The following is a 17,451-nucleotide window of genomic DNA, read 5'->3' as shown; positions in this document are numbered from 1 at the left end:
GCCGATGATAGTGCGGATACCCGTGTGAAAGTAGGTAATCGTCAGGCTCCCCTTAAAAACCCCTTGCTACCAACGTAGCAAGGGGTTTTTGCTTTGTGGCGAGCACTCTGTGCGCTCTCGGACATCCTCCGTTCTTAACGCATCTCACTCATGCAGTGCCGGTGTGGCCACGCTTCGTGGAGCCGCCGAGGATCGACATTGTTGGTGTCTGTGTCGGAAGCAAACGCCTCACATCCTTACACTCAAAAGAAAACGCGCTGTCCATCGGACAGCGCGTTTTGTGTTTCTACCGCGGAAATCATCCCAGCGCGCATTGGCACATGAGTCCATCCATGACTACGATCAGCCGTATTGTCCTCGCTAACATCGATTCAACGACGCTCCATCGCCGTCTTCGTCAGATGGCGTGAAATTCTCTCCTAACGTGGCGTGCTTCAGTACGAGCGGGTTTGGTCACCTGCGAAGCGCATTTCTGGGAGGCGAATGCTAGACCGTGTGCTCGTGACGCGACATGTCCATGAACGACGTTTGGACGCTCTGGTGCGTGCTTTGAACAGGGGAGATGGAGCGGAAGGGAGATGTTGTGAGTCGATATACGCATAGGTGCGCTTATCGACTCACAGGATGATGCTAGAACTTACCGTTGAGCGTAGTAGCGTGTGTACTGCTCATTACGTCAATCACGCCGACCGCGTTGTCGACAAGACTCGGCGGACGATGACGACGCAAATCCCAGCGAAGACCAGTAGGGCCAGCCATTCCGACGTCGGGGCAAAGCTGCTGCCAACGATAGCCAGCGGGGCGTCGGAGCCGGTGAAGCCGACGACCATCGCCATCGCAACGCCCACCAGACTCTCACCCACGATCAGGCCCGATGCCAGCAACACGCCGCGTCGCTCGGCCGCTTCCGCATACGGTCCGAAGTCCTTTCCTTGCGCCTTGGCACGTGCCTTCAGAACGCGCTGTGCAATCCAACCCAGCACCGCACCGATGACCAGCACGGAGCCGATCGTCGGCGGAAGATAGATACCGATGCCCACCGCAATGACCGGCACACGCGCAACACCGCCACGCTTGGCCAACGCTGCATCAATCGCAATCAACGCGAGCCCCAGCACCGCGCCGATGCCGAGCATCGACCAGTCGAGCTGGTGCGTGAAGATGCCCTTAGCAATCGCCGTCATCAGAATCGCTTGCGGCGCCGACAGCGCCTGCGATGGGTCCATCCCCGCGCGCGGCAACGCATCGGTGAACCCGTAAGCGTTGTACAGCAGGTTCAACACAGGCGGAATCACCGCAGCGCCCACGACACAGCCCACCAATAGCGCCACCTGCTGACGCCACGGCGTCGCGCCCACCAGCCAACCCGTCTTCAGATCCTGCAGGTTGTCGTTGGAAATCGTCGCAATGGCGATGACCGCAGCCGTCGTAAACAGCGCCAGCGCAATGGCGAGCTTGCTGCCGCCAGCGGTATCAAGCAGCCCGCTCGCCTGACTGACGCTCAGAATCAGCAGCGACACCAACACCACCGCAACGATCCCGATGCCCGAAATCGGACTGGCAGACGATCCCACCAGCCCCGCCATATAGCCACATGCCGCAGCCACCAGGAAGCCGAAGACCACGGCGAACACCACGCTGCAAATCACCAGCGTCGCGATACCGCCGAACGACAGCGGCGCATCCGCGAGGAACACACCGAACGTCACGACCCACACCGCCACGCACAACAACGTGAGACCGATCACCCAGTACGGCGACAGATCTTGCTCCGTGCGACCCAGCGCCTGTCCGTTACCAGACTTACCCCGTGCGCCACGCGCCTTGCCCAATGCCGTGAACGACGTCTTCACGCCATCGACCATCGGCTTTGCCAAGGTGATGAGCGTCCAGATAGCGGCCACACCGATCACTCCTGCCCCAATGAACCGCACCTTGTGTTGCCACAGTCCATTCGCGAACGCCGTCATCGCCAGACCATCGGGATTCGGTGTGATGGCCGTGAGCACCGGCACGGCAATGCCCCAGGTGAGCACGAAGCCGAGCAGAATGGCCAGACCCGACACGATGCCGATGAGATAACCCGCACCGATCAACGCGAGCGAGAAGCCGGTCGTCAGACGGAAGACCGCAGCGCCCGCCGGGAGCCACGCGGTAATGCTCTCGCCGAGAATCTTCAGGCCAGCCGTCGCAAATGCGAACAGCGCCGAAACAATCCCGCCGAAGGCAATCTCCCGCACGCCGCTTGCTTCGTTACCCGTCGCTGCCTTCCCGTTGGTGGACGACGTGCCTTCGTCACCTTCACTGCCGACGCGCAGAATTTCCGCCGCCGCCACACCCTCCGGATACGGCAAATCACTGTCGACGACCATCGCGCGACGCAATGGAATCGTGAACAGCACGCCAAGAATGCCGCCCGAGGCGCAGATCGCCAGCGTCAGGCCGAACGGGAAGCCCTGCCAGTGCCCGATCATCAGCAAGCCGGGCAACACAAAGATGATCGATGAGAGCGTGCCAGCCGCAGACGCCTGCGTCTGCACCATGTTGTTCTCGAGGATGTTGCCGCCACGTAGCGCGCGAAGCACCGCCATCGAAATCACGGCCGCAGGAATGGAGGACGAAAACGTGAGACCGACCTTGAGGCCGAGATAAACGTTGGAGGCGGTGAACACTACGGTGATCAGTGCGCCCAGGATCATGCCGCGTACCGTCAGCTCGGGGAGCGAGACGGCGTCGGGAATTCGGGTCGGATGAGATGCCATGTACGAATAGGGGGGATTTTTCGCCCAATGGGAATGTGGCGCAGATTGTATGCGCCTGCGTGGTGCACCGCCAGTCTTGACGGGCGCACTAGAACGACCGTTCGAATCTGACCCTAACACCCGCCAAATCGTCGGCATCCGCATCTGCCGGTCGCTAAACGGAAAAACCTTTCAAATCCATCCACTTATCAGATGGAATCCAACTTTTCCTAATCGATTTATTGATGGATGATGCGGGTTTTCCCTAGAAATAAAGTCAGTACGCAACCCTCGTCGGGAAAACGGGCGGTGCGCACCAAAAAGGAAAGGAGCTTTTCCGATGTCCAGTCTGCATACCTCAACACATCCGGTACCTCACGCAAGCGGCGCACGCCGTTGGCTGGTGCTGGCCATCGTGTCGGTGGCGCTGCTGCTCATCGTGATCGACATGACGGTGCTCTATACGGCACTGCCGCGTCTGACCCACGATCTGGCAGCGACGGCCTCCGCCAAGCTGTGGATCGTCAACGCCTACGCGCTCGTAGTCTCGGGTCTGTTGCTCGGCATGGGTACGCTCGGCGACCGTCTTGGCCACAAGCAGCTGTTTCTTGCCGGTCTGGTCGTCTTCGGCGTGGCGTCGCTCGCCGCCGCCTTTGCGCCGAGCGCCAACGTCCTGATCGTCGCCCGAGGTTTCCTTGGGGTCGGCGCGGCCATGATGATGCCCGCCACGCTGTCGCTGATTCGCCTGACGTTTGCCGATCCCCGTGAGCAGGCGCTCGCTATCGGTATCTGGGCGTCCGTCGCTTCAGGTGGTGCGGCGTTCGGCCCGATTGTCGGCGGCGCGCTGCTCGAACACTTCTGGTGGGGCTCGGTCTTCCTGATCAACGTCCCGATCGTACTCATCGCATTGCCTGTGGCCTGGTGGTTGATTCCGAAGGGTGGTGCGACGTCGTCCCAACCGTGGGACTGGTTCGGCTCGCTGCTCTTCATGGTCGGTCTGATCGGCGTGACGTACGCGATCAAGAGCGCGGGCAAGCTGTCCCCCGACTGGGCGACGGTCGCCATTGCGGTCGTCGTGGGTGTTGCGTTCCTGTGGGCGTTCGTCAAACGGCAGCAGCGCAGCGCGCATCCGTTGCTCGACTTCGCGTTGTTCCGTAACCCGGTGTTCGCCGGTGCGGTGGCAGCGGCACTGATGGCCGCAGCGGCGCTGATCGGCATGCAGTTGGTGTTCAGCCAGCGTCTGCAACTGACGATGGGCTACTCGCCGCTGGAAGCCGGATGGGCGGGCATGCCGCTATCGATTGCCGCCTTCGTCGCAGGACCGATTGCCGGACGCATGCTCCCCCGCATGGGCAGCGCGCAGATGTTGTTCATCTCGCTGCTGACGTCGGCGGTGGGTATGGCCGGTTATCTAATCCTGCGTGACTCGGGCCTCGTGCTGTCCGCACTGGCACTGGCGACGCTCGGTGTTGGCGTCGGCGCGACCATGACGGCGGCGTCGAGCACCATCATGCAGAGCGCACCGCCCGAGCGCGCCGGGATGGCGGCGTCGGTCGAAGAGGTCTCGTACGAACTCGGCGGCGCGTTGGGCGTGACCTTCATGGGCAGCCTGTTGACGTTCGTCTACGGCCGTTCGATGGATGTGCCGCAGGTGGCGACGCTCCCGGACACCGTGCGCGACAGCCTTGACGAAGCGCAGATCGTCGCCGAGCACTTACCGCCGGTGGCTGCCGATGCGCTGACGATGCTCTCCAACACCGCGTTCAATCATGGGTTCGACGCCGTGATCGGTGCGGGCGCGTTCCTACTCTTTGCCACGGCGATCTGGGGACGCTGGCACGCACGTAAGCACTAACCGACCCCTGCTCATCGTCACCGAAACGCGCGCTCACCCACTCGTGAGCGCGCGTTTTTCTTTGTCCCGCGATGTAACGTGAGATCAACGCAACGAGCACGACAACCAATGCGCGATACGAACGCCATCGAGACGTGAACCTTCGGGGGTGTCGCTGCCGAGCATCGTCACGATCACGGGACGCGTCTTGTGCACCATCACCCGCATCACCATGTTGTGTCCCGACTCGTTGATGAAGCCCGTCTTCTGCACGCTTGCGTTTACCTTGCCGTAACGCACCAGCCGGTTCGTATTGACGTATTGCAACTGTCCCTTGCCAGTGGGCACTAACTGCTGATGATCGATCGAGTAGCGGCGAATCAGCGGATAGCCGTTCGACGCGCGCACCAGCCGCGCCAGTTCACGCGCCGTCGACACATTGCGCGGCGAGAGTCCCGTGGAGTTTTCGAAGCGCGTATTGGGCATGTTGAGCAAGCGTGCCTTGGCGTTCATTGCTGAGATAAACGCGGGTCGCCCGCCCGGATAGTCACGACTCAGCGCCGCGGCCGCACGGTTCTCGGAGGCCATCAGCGAGATGTGCAGCATGTTGGCGCGCGAGAGCGTCGAGCCCACGGCCAGACGCGAATGCGTGAACTTCAGCGTGTCGAGATCCGCATTCGTGACGGTGAGCGGCGCGCGCATGGCCGGGCCACTGTCGAGCCAGACGACGGCCGTCATCAACTTCGAGAGCGACGCGATGGGACGCACCTGATCGGCATTCAGGGCAAACAGCGGCGTGTGCGTCTTCTCGTCGACGATGTACACCGCCTTCGAGAACAGTCGTTTGCGTGATGCGGGTGTGAAGCCGCAACGGGCGAGCAGCCGGGGTTGGGCGTCAGTGCTCACTTGGGCTGTCGCCGCCGTTGCGCCAGGTTTCGCCGCGGTCGCCGCTGTAGCACCCGCCGCAGCCCCTGCCGCCACAGCAGCCTTCGGTGCGGCCTTGCGTCGGGCCACCGTCGGCGACCGCTTCGCTGCGGACTTCGTCACCTTGGCGCGACGCGGCGGTGTTGCCTTCTTCGCGGTACGACTCGTGCGTCCCTTTGCCGCGTGAGTCGCCGAACGCTTGCGCGACGCGCTCGCTGCCGTCGCCTTGCGCTGCGGTGCCGCCTTCGCTTTTTTCGCCACTGGTTTCTTCTTCTTGACGGCGACGTGCTTGCGCTTGCCTGTGCTCGTCTGATGCGCGGTTGCGGCGAGCGCGTCGCTGACCGGCAGTCCCGCGATGAGCAGAATGACGCCGAACAACACGAGGCGCGCAATGGCAATCGCACGTGGTGGCATCCGGTAAAGGCGGGGCAGGGACGGGCTGAGCAGCGGGTACCACAGGGCAGACATCTTCGCGCGGTTCCGTAGAGAGAAGTGACGAGAGGGCGATGTGCGTCGAACAAAAATGCTCCGCTCGCGCGACGGCAACCGCCACACGAGAGATAGACGCAATCCACGGGGAAACCTGTTGGACGTCGATCAGAAGAGGAGTTCCTGAGTTTTTCGGCGACGTATTACAAAAAGTTACAAGTGCAGAACCTTCGGCGTACGAATGCTCTGCGCCCCTCGGCAACTTAGCTTTGCGCAATTGGTTATTGGACGCTGCCGCTCCCCACTTCCTAGACTGAGCGTTCGCCTGAATCGGCACCACCCATACCTAAATCAAGGGGAATTCGATATGCAACGCCGCCAATTGTTTCGTCTGCTCGGCACTCTCTCGCTCGCACTGGCCATCGGCTCGCTCGGTACGTTGGGCTCGACGAGCGCCCTTGCGGCCGACAAGCCGCTCAAGGTCGGTGTGCGCGGAGGTGTCGACGAAGAGATTTGGGAAGTGGTCACGAAGGTCGCGAAATCGCGTGGCCTGAACGTGGAATCTGTGGTGGTGAGCGGCACGGCCAGTCCGAACGAAGCGCTGAACAACGGCGATCTCGACGCCAACTCGTTCCAGCACATTCCGTTCCTGCGCGACCAGATCAAGCAACGCGGCTACAAGCTCGTGTCGGTCGGCGACACGCTGATCTCGCCCATCGCGTTCTATTCGAAGAAGTACAAGTCGCTCGAATCGCTGCCCGAAGGCGCGAAGATCGGCCTGCCGAACGACCCGAGCAACCAGACCCGCGCGCTCGTGATCCTGCGCGATCACGGCCTGATCAAACTGCGCGACGGCTTCGACCCGTACACCGGCACGGCCACGCTCTCGGACGTCACCGCCAACCCGCGCAAGCTTCAGTTCATCGAAAGCGCATCGGTCGTGCTGGCGCGCTCGCTGCCGGACGTCGACGCGTCGGCCATCGTCAACAGCTTTGCGTATCAGGCCGGGTTGATCGCCACGCGCGACGGCATCGCGGTCGAAAAGCGCGAGAACAATCCTTACGTGAACATCATTGCCGTGCGCGAAAAGGACAAGAACGCGCCGTGGGTTGCGCCGCTCGTGAAGGCCTATCAGTCGGAAGAAGTGCGCAAGTTCATCGAGACGAAGTATCAGGGCTCGGTCGTCCCGGCGTTCTGATCGCTCACTCATCACTTTCATCAGCGAGGACTCCGTCGATGACAACCCGGCACACTTCCACGGCACCCGTGACCACAGTGACCCGTTTGCCCACGGCGGCGGCACGCGAAGTCGCACACATCACCTTCGACGGACTCGGCAAGATTTACCCCGGGGCATCGAGTGCGGCGTTGCAGGACATCGCGTTCGCCGTGCATCGTGGCGAGAGCTTCGGCATCATCGGACGCAGTGGTGCGGGCAAGTCCACGCTGCTGCGCACGATCAACGCGCTGGAGTTGCCGAGCACGGGGCACGTGAAGGTGGACGGCGTCGATGTGGCGTCACTCGACGAAGCGGCGCTGGTCGGTCTGCGTCGGCGCATCGGCATGATCTTCCAGCACTTCAACCTGCTGTCGGCGAAGACGGTCTTCGAAAACGTGGCCCTGCCGCTACGCGTGGCAGGCGTGCCGAAAGCGCAGATCGCGCCGCGCGTGAGCGAGTTACTCGCGCTCGTGGGATTGCCGGGCAAAGCCGATGCGTATCCCGCCATGCTCTCCGGCGGACAAAAACAGCGCGTGGGGATAGCCCGTGCACTGGTGCATCGTCCGGAGATTCTGCTGTGCGACGAAGCGACGTCCGCACTCGATCCCGAGACGACCGATTCGATTCTCTCGTTGTTGCGCGACGTGCAGCGCGAATTCGGCCTGACGGTCGTCCTCATCACGCACGACATGGGCGTGATCCATCAGGCCTGCGACCGCGTCCTGGTGCTCGATCAGGGACGCATCACCGAACTCGGTCCGGTCGACGAAGTCTTCGCGAATCCGCTGGCCGAGGCGACGCGCGCGCTGCTACGCCCTTTGCAACACACCTGGCAGGGACGCCTCGCGCACAGTGCGCAGCGCCATCAGGCCCAGGCCGTCTAATTCCTCCGGAATCGTCATGCTCGACAAATATCTGCGCGCCTTCGGCGAAACGTTGTTAATGGTTACAAGCGCGTGCGCCATCGTTTTTGCGGTGGGCATGTTGATCGCCATTGTGCTGGTGATCACCGCACCGGGCGGGCTGGTCCCGCGTCCGCGCTTCAACCGTGCGTTGTCGGTCGTCGTGAATCTGTTCCGCGCGGTACCGTTCATCATCCTGCTGGTGGCGTTGTTGCCGGTCACGCGCTGGATCGTCGGCACGACGATGGGCACATGGGCCGCCGTGGTGCCGCTCGCCGTCCATCTGATTCCGTTCTTCGCGCGGGTGACGCAGGTCGGCTTGCGCGAGATCGACCCGGGACTGATCGAAGCGGCGTGCGCGATGGGCTGCCGTCGCTGGCACATCGTGCGTCACGTGCTGTTACCCGAAGCGTTGCCCGCGATTCTCGGTGGTGCCACGGTGACGGTGATTGCGATGGTCGGGGCATCAGCGATGGCGGGCGCGGTCGGGGCAGGTGGTCTTGGCGATCTCGCCGTGCGGTATGGCTATGAGCGCTACGAGACGAGTGTGATGTTCAACGTGATCGTGATTCTCGTGGCACTCGTGACGCTGGTGCAGTTCGCGGGGGAGCGTCTGGCGCGTCGCGTGGATCATCGCCGCTGAACACCGAAGACTGGCCGCATCCAACAAAAAAAGAGGCCGCATCTGCGGCCTCTTTTCATTCGCTACCCGGATCCGGCGCAACGCCGAATCCGTTCACTCATCAATACCCGAGTGCGAGACCCGTGTTGCGACGCGGATCGTTCGAACCGTAGAAGCGGTTCTTGCCGATCGGCTTGCCGCCGAGCGACGGCGCGCCGCCGAGAATCGCTGCAATGTGGTTAGCCGGTTGCGGGCCTGCGAACTTCTGGCCCCAGCTTTCCAGGATCTTCTGCGTATCCGGGCTCAGTGCGAACGCTTCGATGTTGGTCGCTTCCGGCATCCATTGCTGGTGGAAACGCGGCGCATCGACAGCTTCCTGCAACGTCATGCCGTAGTCGATCACGTTGAGCATCGTCAGCAGCGTAGCCGTAATGATGCGGCTGCCACCCGGCGTGCCGACGACCATCACCGGCTTGCCGTCCTTCGTGACGATGGTCGGGCTCATCGACGACAGCGGACGACGACCCGGGCCGATGGCGTTCGCCTCACCCTGAATCAGACCGTACATGTTAGGTACGCCCACCTTCGAGGTGAAGTCGTCCATTTCGTCGTTGAGCAGCACGCCCGTGCCGTTGGCCATGACCTTCGCGCCGAACCAGTCGTTGAGCGTGTAGGTGACGGATACGGCGTTGCCGTCCTTGTCGATGATGGAGTAGTGCGTCGTGTTGCTGCCTTCATGCGGCGGCACACCCGGCTTGATCTCTTGCGAGATGCCAGCCTTTTGCGGGTTGATCGCGGCACGAATCTTCGCGGCGTAGCTCTTGTCGAGCAACTGTGCGATCGGGTTCTTCACGAAGTCCGGGTCGCCCAGATAGCTGTTGCGGTCGACGTACGCGTGACGCATGGCCTCGATGGTGTAGTGCACGCCCTGAGCCGAGTGATAGCCCAGCTCCTTCATCGGGTAGCCTTCGAGAATGTTCATGATCTCGCAGATCACCACGCCGCCCGAGCTCGGGGGCGGGGCCGACACCACGTGATAGCCGCGATAGTCGCACTCGACCGGAGCCAGTTCGCGCGTCTTGTACTGATCGAGGTCGGCCTGCGTGATGATGCCGCCGCCCGCCTTCATCGACGCCACCAGCTTGTCGGCAACTTCACCCTTGTAGAAGCCGTCGGTGCCCTTGGCGCTGATCAGCTTTAGCGTACGGGCGAGGTCCTTCTGCACGAGGCGTTCGCCTGGCTGGAACGGCTGACCCTTGTTCAGGAAGATGGCGCCCGAGTTGGCGTGGTCCTTCTCGAAGTCCTTGGTGGACGTCCACAGCATGTCGACGTCGCCCTGATCGAGGACGAAACCCTTGTCGGCGAGCGTGATGGCCGGTGCGAGCAGTTGCTGACGCGTCTTCGTACCGTACTTCTCGCGCGCGTATTCCATGCCGGACACGCTGCCCGGCACGCCGACGGCGAGATAGCCGGTCGTCGAGGCACCCTTGATGACGTTGCCGTCCTTGTCGAGGTACATGTTGGCCGTCGCGGCGAGCGGGGCCTTTTCACGGAAGTCGAGGAAGGTCTTGCGGCCGTCGGCGAGCTGGATCGTCATGAAGCCGCCGCCGCCGATGTTGCCCGCTGCCGGGTACACCACGGCGAGTGCGTAACCGACCGCAACCGCGGCGTCGACGGCATTGCCGCCAGCCTTGAGCACGTCGACGCCGACTTTCGACGCGAGGTGCTGGGCGGTGACGACCATGCCGTTCTGCGCGCCGACCGGTGCCTGCGATGCCGCGTGAACGTTGAACAGCGCGCAGCTCAGAGCTGTGGCTAAGAGCGCTTTGGTGAAGGTTGGGTTTTTCATCGTCTTTCTGTGGTTCTTATCGTGAGCGAGATAGAGGGCGCTCCAACTGCAGGAGCTTCAACTGCGCTAGCGACGGACGCACGACGGGCAGCTCGCCCTCGCCCATGTGCCTCAGCGGGCGACACGGTGGCGGGGCGACGTCTCCGCTGCCTGTACAACGTTACGACGTGCGTGAACAATCCCGTCGACCATCGAACGTTAACGCATAACGGGTAATTGGGGAAAGATGCGCCAAAAGTCCGGGCGACGGGCCACGACGCGACTTCAGGTGGCTCTGGACAATTCGCGAAATCGCGTGCGCGCCCGCGCAGGCCTTGTGCGACGCGAACTTCGGTCGATATGGGGTCAGATGTCGATGGAGGTTTGTCCGTCGAAACAGAGGGGATCACGAAGCGAAACGGCGCGAAAAGTTCGGAATCCACTCGTTGTTGTTGCGCGATCACCACGCTGTCATGTGACCCGAGTATTAGCGAATCGAAGTCGGGGCAACAGCGTGAATTGCACAGATAACAGGCAAAAACGGGGAGATATCGCCGTGTTGAGCAGGATTGAACTGCGTGTTGAGTTTTGGTGCGCGATGAGTGACGCGAGCCCCCGGCGGCGCTCGCGTCTTCGCTGGCTGTCAGATCAGCAGGTCTTCGTAGAAGGCACCGAACGCACGCGTCGGATGCGCGATCTGGATCTCGAGAATCCACAGGCCGCCGTTGGGCGTACCTTCAAAATCGCCGAGCTTGCCACCCTTGTAGATGGCGTGCGGGAAGTCGCTCACGCGATGACCCTTGATGTCGAGATTGAGCATCCAGCCCATCGCCTCGGCCTGTGCCTTAGCGAACTCGTACAGGGCCTGACCGTTCACCCCTTCGGCGCGCCAATGCTGGTGGACGATGTCGAACAGACGCTTGGCGTCGTCCGCGCAACGCTGCATTTCGGGATCGCTGCCGGTCGTGCGCGTGAACCCGCAATCGCCTTCGTGCGCCCCGAACACCACGCCGATGTCGATGAAATAGATGTCGTCGTCGCCGAGTACCGGGTCGTTATCGCTGCGCTCGCTGAACGTGCGCAACGTGTTTTCGCCGAAGCGGATCAGCACCGGGTGCCAGATACGGTCCATGCCGAGCGTGCCGAGCAGCGTCTTGCTTGCAGCGACGGCTTCCGACTCGCGCATGCCGGGCTTGATCATGGCGGCGATTTTCTCGGTGGCTTCCCACGTGAGCGCCTGCGCACGTTGCATCGCTTCGACGCTGTACTTGGTTCCGACCGCTTCGCGCCGAACTAACTCCGTCAACTCCATCGAATTTCTCCACTGGTTTTTCTGATTTGGGGGGAACGCCAGTCACGTTGCAACCTGCGGAACAGACGTCATGGCGTTTAGGATAAGACCTAACTTGTATAATTCGAAGCGCCATTTGTCGCAGGATGGGTTGGGCCACTTTGGATCGGATCGACGATTCGACCGCGGTGAAAGGCCAGCGCCCGGTGCGACACTACCGCTCTCCAACCCCTTCGTGCAGCCGCCTCATGCGCCGACGCCACCTCAGCCAGCCGCTGGAACTGCCGCTCTCCGCTCGTCACGAGAAGGAGACGCGTCAGGCATGGGTCTACCGTTGCGTGCGCGAGCGCATCGTCGCGGGCGAGTTGCGACGCGGTGATCGTCTGCCGTCCACACGCACGCTGGCGGAGCGCTGGGGGGTGTCGCGCGGCATCGTCGAGCTGGCGTTCGAGCAACTGACGCTCGAAGGCTATGTGGCGAGTCGCGTTGGCGCAGGCACGGAAGTGGTTGCGGACTTCTCCGGGGCGATGGCGACACCGGCTGCATCCGATCAAACCGCACCGCCGACGCAGCCGCTGCCTGAGAACGCCGCATCGCTAGCGTCGAAAACCGGTCGGTCGCCCGATGCCGCGTTGTTCTCGCTACCCGTCTGGCGCAAGCACATGAACCGTGCGTTGCGAGCCGTCACCCCCGAGTTGTTGGCCGACACGGACCCGCGCGGCTATTTGCCGCTGCGCGAGAGCATCGCCCGCTATGTGCGCATGACGCGCGGTATCGCCTGCGAAGCGGATGAGATCGTCGTGACGACGGGTATCCGCCATGCCATCGATCTCGTCACGGAAGTCCTTGCGGACGACACCACGGCGTTCTATCTCGAAGATCCCGGCTACAAGAATCTATCGACGCTGGTGCGCGCGCCGTCGCAGCGTTGCGTGAGCGTGCCGGTCGACGACGAGGGATTTGTCGTCGAAGCCGCCGACCATGCGGGCGGGGGACGTCCCGGCATCGCCTATGTGACGCCCGCGCATCAGGCACCGCTCGGCACCACGATGTCGATCAATCGCCGCATGCAACTGCTGGAGTGGGCGAGCGCGCGCGACGTCTGGATCGTCGAAGACGACTACGACAGCGAGTTTAGCTACGGGAGCGCGCCGCTGCCTGCGCTCAAGGCCATCGATACTCAGGCGCGCGTGATCCATTGCAGCAGCTTCAACAAGTCGCTGTTTCCGTCGCTGCGTATTGGCTATCTGCTGGCCCCGCCAGCATTGCTTGCGCGAATTGCGGGGCAGCGCTCTGCGTCGGGACGCTCGAACAGCCTCATCGAGCAGATGGCGCTCGCAAGCTATATCGATAGCGGGGATTTCGCGCGGCATCTGCGCGCGTCTCGCAGCGTGTATCTCAGACGTCGCAATCTGCTACTGGAGACGTTGCGTGCACAGATGACGACGCCGTGCCGCATCACCGGCGACCACGCGGGCTTTCACTGCGTGCTATGGCTCCCGTCGCAGGTGGACGAGGCGGCGCTCGTTGCAGCGTTGCGCGCGCAAGGCGTGTTCGTGGAAGGACTGAGGGAGTTCACCCGGGCGCAGACGGTGCCCCCGGGGCTGGTACTCGGCTACGCCGCGCTCGACGATGCGCGGCTGCCGGAGATTGCGACGTGTATCGCGACGCTTATTCCGCTTATTCGCCGCGCTTGCGAAGTTCGAGTCGGATGACGAACCAGCCTGCGACGGCCGACATGATCGCGAGCGCGTACCACGTCAGCAGATAGCTCATGTGGTTGTTCGGGAACTGCACCACGGTCAGGCCGCCAACGGGATAGTCGCGATCCTGTGACTGCACCTTGCTGGTCATGGCTTCGGCGTCGTTGGTGATGGCGTTCGCACCGGCACCCGCATTCGCGCCCGGCTTGCCGTCAGCGTCCACGAAATACGGCGCGACGTCGGACGCATTGAGGCCTCGTGCCGCCGCAATCGCCACCACGTCACGCGAATACCAGAGGTTCTCAGCGGGCGCATTCTTGCGCAGGAAGCCGCCGACCGGCTCGGGCATGCGCAGCAGACCCGTCACCGTGACTTCACCTGTCGGGGCGGGTGGCACCGATTCTTTCCAGCCCGGCGGCACGAAGCCGCGATTGACCAGCACTTCTCCACCATCTGCTGTGCGCAGCGGCGTGAGTACCCAGTAGCCGCCGCCCAGATCGGTGACCGCCTGCACGAGCGTATCTTTGTCGAACTGATAGGTGCCGGTGAGCGAGACGTGGCGATACTCGTCCTTCTCGGCGTTGACGTCAGCCCACTGCGCGCGCGCTGGTGCAGCGGACGGCGGTGCATGCACGCGCGAATTCACGCGTTCGATCAGATCGAGTTTCCACGCACGGCGTTGCAGTTGCCACGTGCCGAGCGAGACGAAGAGGGAAATCAGCACCAGCGTGATGACGCCGAGAATCACCACGCGAAGGGGGGAGGTGCGGGAGGGTGCGCCAGAAGCGCGCGGGGGACGCTGTGCGTCCCCCGAATCGTGAAGTCGATCGCTGCTCAAGGGAAATGCCGTTCAAGGGAGGTTTTTCGTATCCTGCATCATACCCGGCATCATGTTTTGGTTCAGGTGATACATCACCCAGAGCGAGCCTGAGAGTGTGATCACGACCAGCACGATCGTGAAGATCAGCGACAGCATGTTCCAGCCGCCCTCCGACTTCGCGTTCATGTGCAGGAAGTAGATCATGTGCACCACGATCTGGATCGCCGCGAGGAACAGGATCATGATCGCGGTCGTGCTCGATTTCTCGAACACGCCACCCATCACGAACCAGAACGGGATCGCGGTGAGCACCACCGACAGAATGAAGCCGGTCGCATAGCCGCGCAGCGTGCTGTGCGGCCCCTCGTTCCCATGATCATCATCATGGTCGTGCCCGTGGGCATCATGCAAAGTCGAGTCGTGGGTGCTCACGGCAGCACTCCCATCAGATAGACGAACGTGAAGACGCCGATCCACACGACGTCCAGAAAGTGCCAGAACATCGACAGGCACATCAGCCGCCGACGGTTCGGTGCGGTCAGCCCGTGCTTGCCGATCTGCACCAGCAGCGTGATGAGCCAGATGATGCCGAACGTGACGTGCAGCCCGTGCGTGCCCACCAACGTGAAGAACGACGACAGGAACGCGCTGCGCCACGGCCCGGCGCCTTCATGAATCAGCGTGGCGAATTCGTACAGTTCGAGTGAGAGAAACGCCGCGCCGAGCAGTCCCGTCACGATCAGCCAGCCGGTCACGGCGCTCTGGCGGCGCCGTTGCATCTCCAGCATCGCGAAGCCGTAGGTGATCGACGAGAGCAGCAGGAAGGTGGTGTTGACCGCTACGAGCGGCAGTTCGAACAGCTCCGCGCCGGTCGGCCCGCCCGCGTAGTTGCGACCGAGCACGCCATACGCCGCGAACAGACAGGCGAAGACGAGGCAGTCGCTCATCAGATAAATCCAGAAGCCGAGCAACGTGCCACCCGGCGGGTGGTAGTCCGTCGACATCATGAACTTCAGGTCGCCCTCGCGCGGCGGCGAGGGGGCGTGGGCGCCGCCGCCGAGCGGCACGCCTCCGGCAGGGAACGGAGCGGTCGTGTCAGACATTCTGGGCGAGCAGTCGCGTGCGCGCTGCCTCCGTGTGTTCGACCTGATCGGCCGGGATGTAGTAGTCGCGGTGATAGTTGAACGTGTGTCCGATGGCCGTCGCGATCAATGCGACGAAGGCCACGATCACCACCAGCCACATATGCCAGATCAGCCCGAAGCCGCACACCGTCGCCAGCCCCGCGAGGATGATGCCTGCGCCGGTGTTCTTCGGCATGTGAATCGGAATGAAGCCGTCCATCGGGCGCTTGAAGCCGTGCTGCTTCATCTGCCACCAGGCATCGTTGTCGTGAATGAGCGGCGTGAAGGCGAAGTTGTAGACCGGCGGCGGCGACGACGTCGACCATTCCAGCGTGCGTCCGCCCCACGGATCGCCCGTCTCGTCGCGCAGCTGATCGCGACGCATGTAGCTCACCACCAGTTGGATGATGAAGCAACCGATGCCGATGGCGATGAGCAGCGCGCCCACGGCGGCGACCTGGAACCAGATCTGCAACGACATATCGTCGAAGTGGCTCACGCGTCGCGTCACGCCCATCAGGCCGAGCAGATAGAGCGGCATGAACGCCACGTAGAAGCCGATGAACCAGAACCAGAACGAGCACTTGCCCCAGAACGGATCGAGCTTGTAGCCGAAGGCTTTCGGGAACCAGTAGCTGATGGCGGCGAACACGCCGAACACGACCCCGCCGATGATCACGTTGTGGAAGTGGGCAATCAGGAACAGGCCGTTATGCAGCGAGAAGTCCGCAGGCGGCACGGCGAGCAGCACACCGGTCATGCCGCCGATCACAAACGTCACCATGAAGCCGATGGTCCAGAGCATCGGCACTTCGAAGTGGATGCGTCCGCGATACATCGTGAAGAGCCAGTTGAATATCTTGGCCCCCGTCGGTATCGAGATGATCATCGTCGTGATCCCGAAGAACGAGTTCACACTCGCGCCCGAGCCCATCGTGAAGAAGTGGTGCAGCCACACGAGGTACGACAGCACCGTAATCACGACCGTGGCGTAGACCATCGACGCATAACCGAACAGTCGCTTGCCCGAGAACGTCGCCACCACTTCCGAGAACACGCCGAACACCGGCAGCACGAGAATGTAGACCTCGGGGTGGCCCCAGATCCAGATCAGGTTCACGTACATCATGGCGTTGCCGCCGAGGTCGTTCGTGAAGAAGTTGGTCCCGGCGTAGCGGTCGAGGGCGAGCAGGGCGAGCACGGCGGTGAGCACCGGGAAGGCGGCCACGATCAGCACGTTGGTGCACAGCGACGTCCACGTGAACACCGGCATGCGCATCATCGTCATGCCCGGAGCGCGCATCTTCACGATCGTCACGAGCAAGTTGATCCCCGAGAGCAAGGTGCCGACACCCGCAATCTGCAAGGCCCATATGTAGTAATCGACGCCCACGTCGGGGCTTTGCAACACACCCGAGAGCGGTGGATACGCGAGCCAGCCGGTGCGCGCGAATTCGCCGACGAACAGCGACATCATCACGAGCACCGCGCCGCTGGTCGTCATCCAGAAGCTGAAGTTATTGAGGAACGGGAAGGCCACGTCGCGCGCACCGATCTGAAGTGGCACCACGAAGTTCATGAGACCGGTCACGAGCGGCATCGCCACGAAGAAGATCATGATCACGCCGTGCGCGGTGAAGATCTGATCGTAGTGGTGCGGCGGCAGATAGCCCATGTTGTCGCCGAACGAGACCGCCTGTTGCAGGCGCATCATCGCGGCGTCGGCGAAGCCGCGCAGTAACATGATGATGCCGAGGATCACGTACATGATGCCGATCTTCTTGTGATCGATGCTCGTGAACCACTCTCGCCACAGGTAGCCCCACAGCTTGAAGTAGGTGATGGCACCCAGTACCACGACGCCACCGATCGCCACCCCCGCAAAGGTCGCGAGGAGGATCGGTTCGTGGTACGGGATCGCCTCTAGCGTGAGGCGACCGAAGATCAGCTTGACGATGTCCATAAGCTCGAACCTGGGATCATTCGCGCGCGAGGCGCATCATTGTCGACGGTT

12 protein-coding genes and 1 pseudogene are annotated in these 17,451 nt (G+C 62.5%); 5 read left to right on the top strand and 8 right to left on the bottom strand.

The window, feature by feature from the left end; all coding sequences use genetic code 11:
* Positions 1-680 precede the first annotated feature (680 nt).
* Positions 681-2,762 carry an OPT family oligopeptide transporter gene (locus ACIQWO_RS20560; protein ID WP_402828202.1) on the bottom strand — a complete coding sequence of 694 codons (2,082 nt, stop codon included), beginning with the start codon at positions 2,760-2,762 and terminating at the stop codon, positions 681-683.
* 319 nt (positions 2,763-3,081) lie between these two features.
* Between ACIQWO_RS20560 and ACIQWO_RS20555 the strand changes: the two genes are divergently transcribed.
* Positions 3,082-4,596 carry an MFS transporter gene (locus tag ACIQWO_RS20555; protein ID WP_402828199.1) on the top strand — a complete coding sequence of 505 codons (1,515 nt, stop codon included), beginning with the start codon at positions 3,082-3,084 and terminating at the stop codon, positions 4,594-4,596.
* A gap of 84 nt (positions 4,597-4,680) precedes the next feature.
* Here the strand turns inward: ACIQWO_RS20555 and ACIQWO_RS20550 are convergent, their stop codons facing one another.
* Entirely contained in the window at positions 4,681-5,967 is a 1,287-nt protein-coding gene (locus ACIQWO_RS20550) for a serine hydrolase (protein WP_402828196.1), read from the bottom strand.
* 328 nt (positions 5,968-6,295) lie between these two features.
* Between ACIQWO_RS20550 and ACIQWO_RS20545 the strand changes: the two genes are divergently transcribed.
* The 3 genes and pseudogenes from ACIQWO_RS20545 (at position 6,296) to ACIQWO_RS20535 (ending at position 8,692) form a co-directional block, all read left to right on the top strand.
* Positions 6,296-7,126, top strand: coding sequence for a MetQ/NlpA family ABC transporter substrate-binding protein (locus ACIQWO_RS20545; protein ID WP_402828193.1), 831 nt, complete (start codon positions 6,296-6,298; stop codon positions 7,124-7,126).
* Between the two features lie 38 nt (positions 7,127-7,164).
* Positions 7,165-7,977 (top strand): annotated as a pseudogene (locus ACIQWO_RS20540) (methionine ABC transporter ATP-binding protein); the annotation flags it as partial.
* A gap of 70 nt (positions 7,978-8,047) precedes the next feature.
* Entirely contained in the window at positions 8,048-8,692 is a 645-nt protein-coding gene (locus tag ACIQWO_RS20535; RefSeq protein WP_402828190.1) for a methionine ABC transporter permease, read from the top strand.
* Between the two features lie 100 nt (positions 8,693-8,792).
* Here ACIQWO_RS20535 and ggt read toward each other — a convergent pair whose 3' ends face one another.
* Together ggt and ACIQWO_RS20525 are read right to left on the bottom strand one after the other, a co-directional pair.
* Positions 8,793-10,415 carry a gamma-glutamyltransferase gene (gene ggt, locus ACIQWO_RS20530; protein WP_402828277.1) on the bottom strand — a complete coding sequence of 541 codons (1,623 nt, stop codon included), beginning with the start codon at positions 10,413-10,415 and terminating at the stop codon, positions 8,793-8,795.
* 727 nt (positions 10,416-11,142) lie between these two features.
* Positions 11,143-11,811, bottom strand: a complete 669-nt coding sequence (locus ACIQWO_RS20525; protein WP_402828187.1) for a M24 family metallopeptidase — start codon at positions 11,809-11,811, stop codon at positions 11,143-11,145.
* A gap of 227 nt (positions 11,812-12,038) precedes the next feature.
* Between ACIQWO_RS20525 and ACIQWO_RS20520 the strand changes: the two genes are divergently transcribed.
* Entirely contained in the window at positions 12,039-13,505 is a 1,467-nt protein-coding gene (locus ACIQWO_RS20520) for a PLP-dependent aminotransferase family protein (RefSeq protein ID WP_402828184.1), read from the top strand.
* Here ACIQWO_RS20520 and ACIQWO_RS20515 read toward each other — a convergent pair.
* Genes ACIQWO_RS20515 through cyoB form a run of 4 tightly spaced genes read right to left on the bottom strand, consistent with a single transcriptional unit; the run spans position 13,471 to position 17,400 of the window.
* The gene (locus tag ACIQWO_RS20515; protein ID WP_402828181.1) at positions 13,471-14,331 is read right to left on the bottom strand and encodes an SURF1 family protein; all 861 of its coding nucleotides are present in this window, start codon (positions 14,329-14,331) and stop codon (positions 13,471-13,473) included. The genes ACIQWO_RS20520 and ACIQWO_RS20515 overlap by 35 nt on opposite strands.
* 12 nt (positions 14,332-14,343) lie before the next feature.
* Positions 14,344-14,745, bottom strand: a complete 402-nt coding sequence (cyoD, locus tag ACIQWO_RS20510; protein ID WP_039400513.1) for a cytochrome o ubiquinol oxidase subunit IV — start codon at positions 14,743-14,745, stop codon at positions 14,344-14,346.
* Positions 14,742-15,416 carry a cytochrome o ubiquinol oxidase subunit III gene (gene cyoC / locus ACIQWO_RS20505; RefSeq protein ID WP_402828178.1) on the bottom strand — a complete coding sequence of 225 codons (675 nt, stop codon included), beginning with the start codon at positions 15,414-15,416 and terminating at the stop codon, positions 14,742-14,744. Before cyoC ends, cyoD begins: the two co-directional genes overlap by 4 nt.
* Positions 15,409-17,400, bottom strand: coding sequence for a cytochrome o ubiquinol oxidase subunit I (cyoB, locus tag ACIQWO_RS20500; protein WP_150810522.1), 1,992 nt, complete (start codon positions 17,398-17,400; stop codon positions 15,409-15,411). The genes cyoC and cyoB overlap by 8 nt, the downstream gene beginning before the upstream one ends.
* Between the last annotated feature and the right edge of the window lie 51 nt (positions 17,401-17,451).

Source organism: Pandoraea sp. NPDC090278, assembly GCF_044772185.1.
Lineage (GTDB): Bacteria > Pseudomonadota > Gammaproteobacteria > Burkholderiales > Burkholderiaceae > Pandoraea.
Note: the sequence above shows the minus strand (reverse complement) of the source record. Positions and strands in the feature narration are given on the sequence as shown.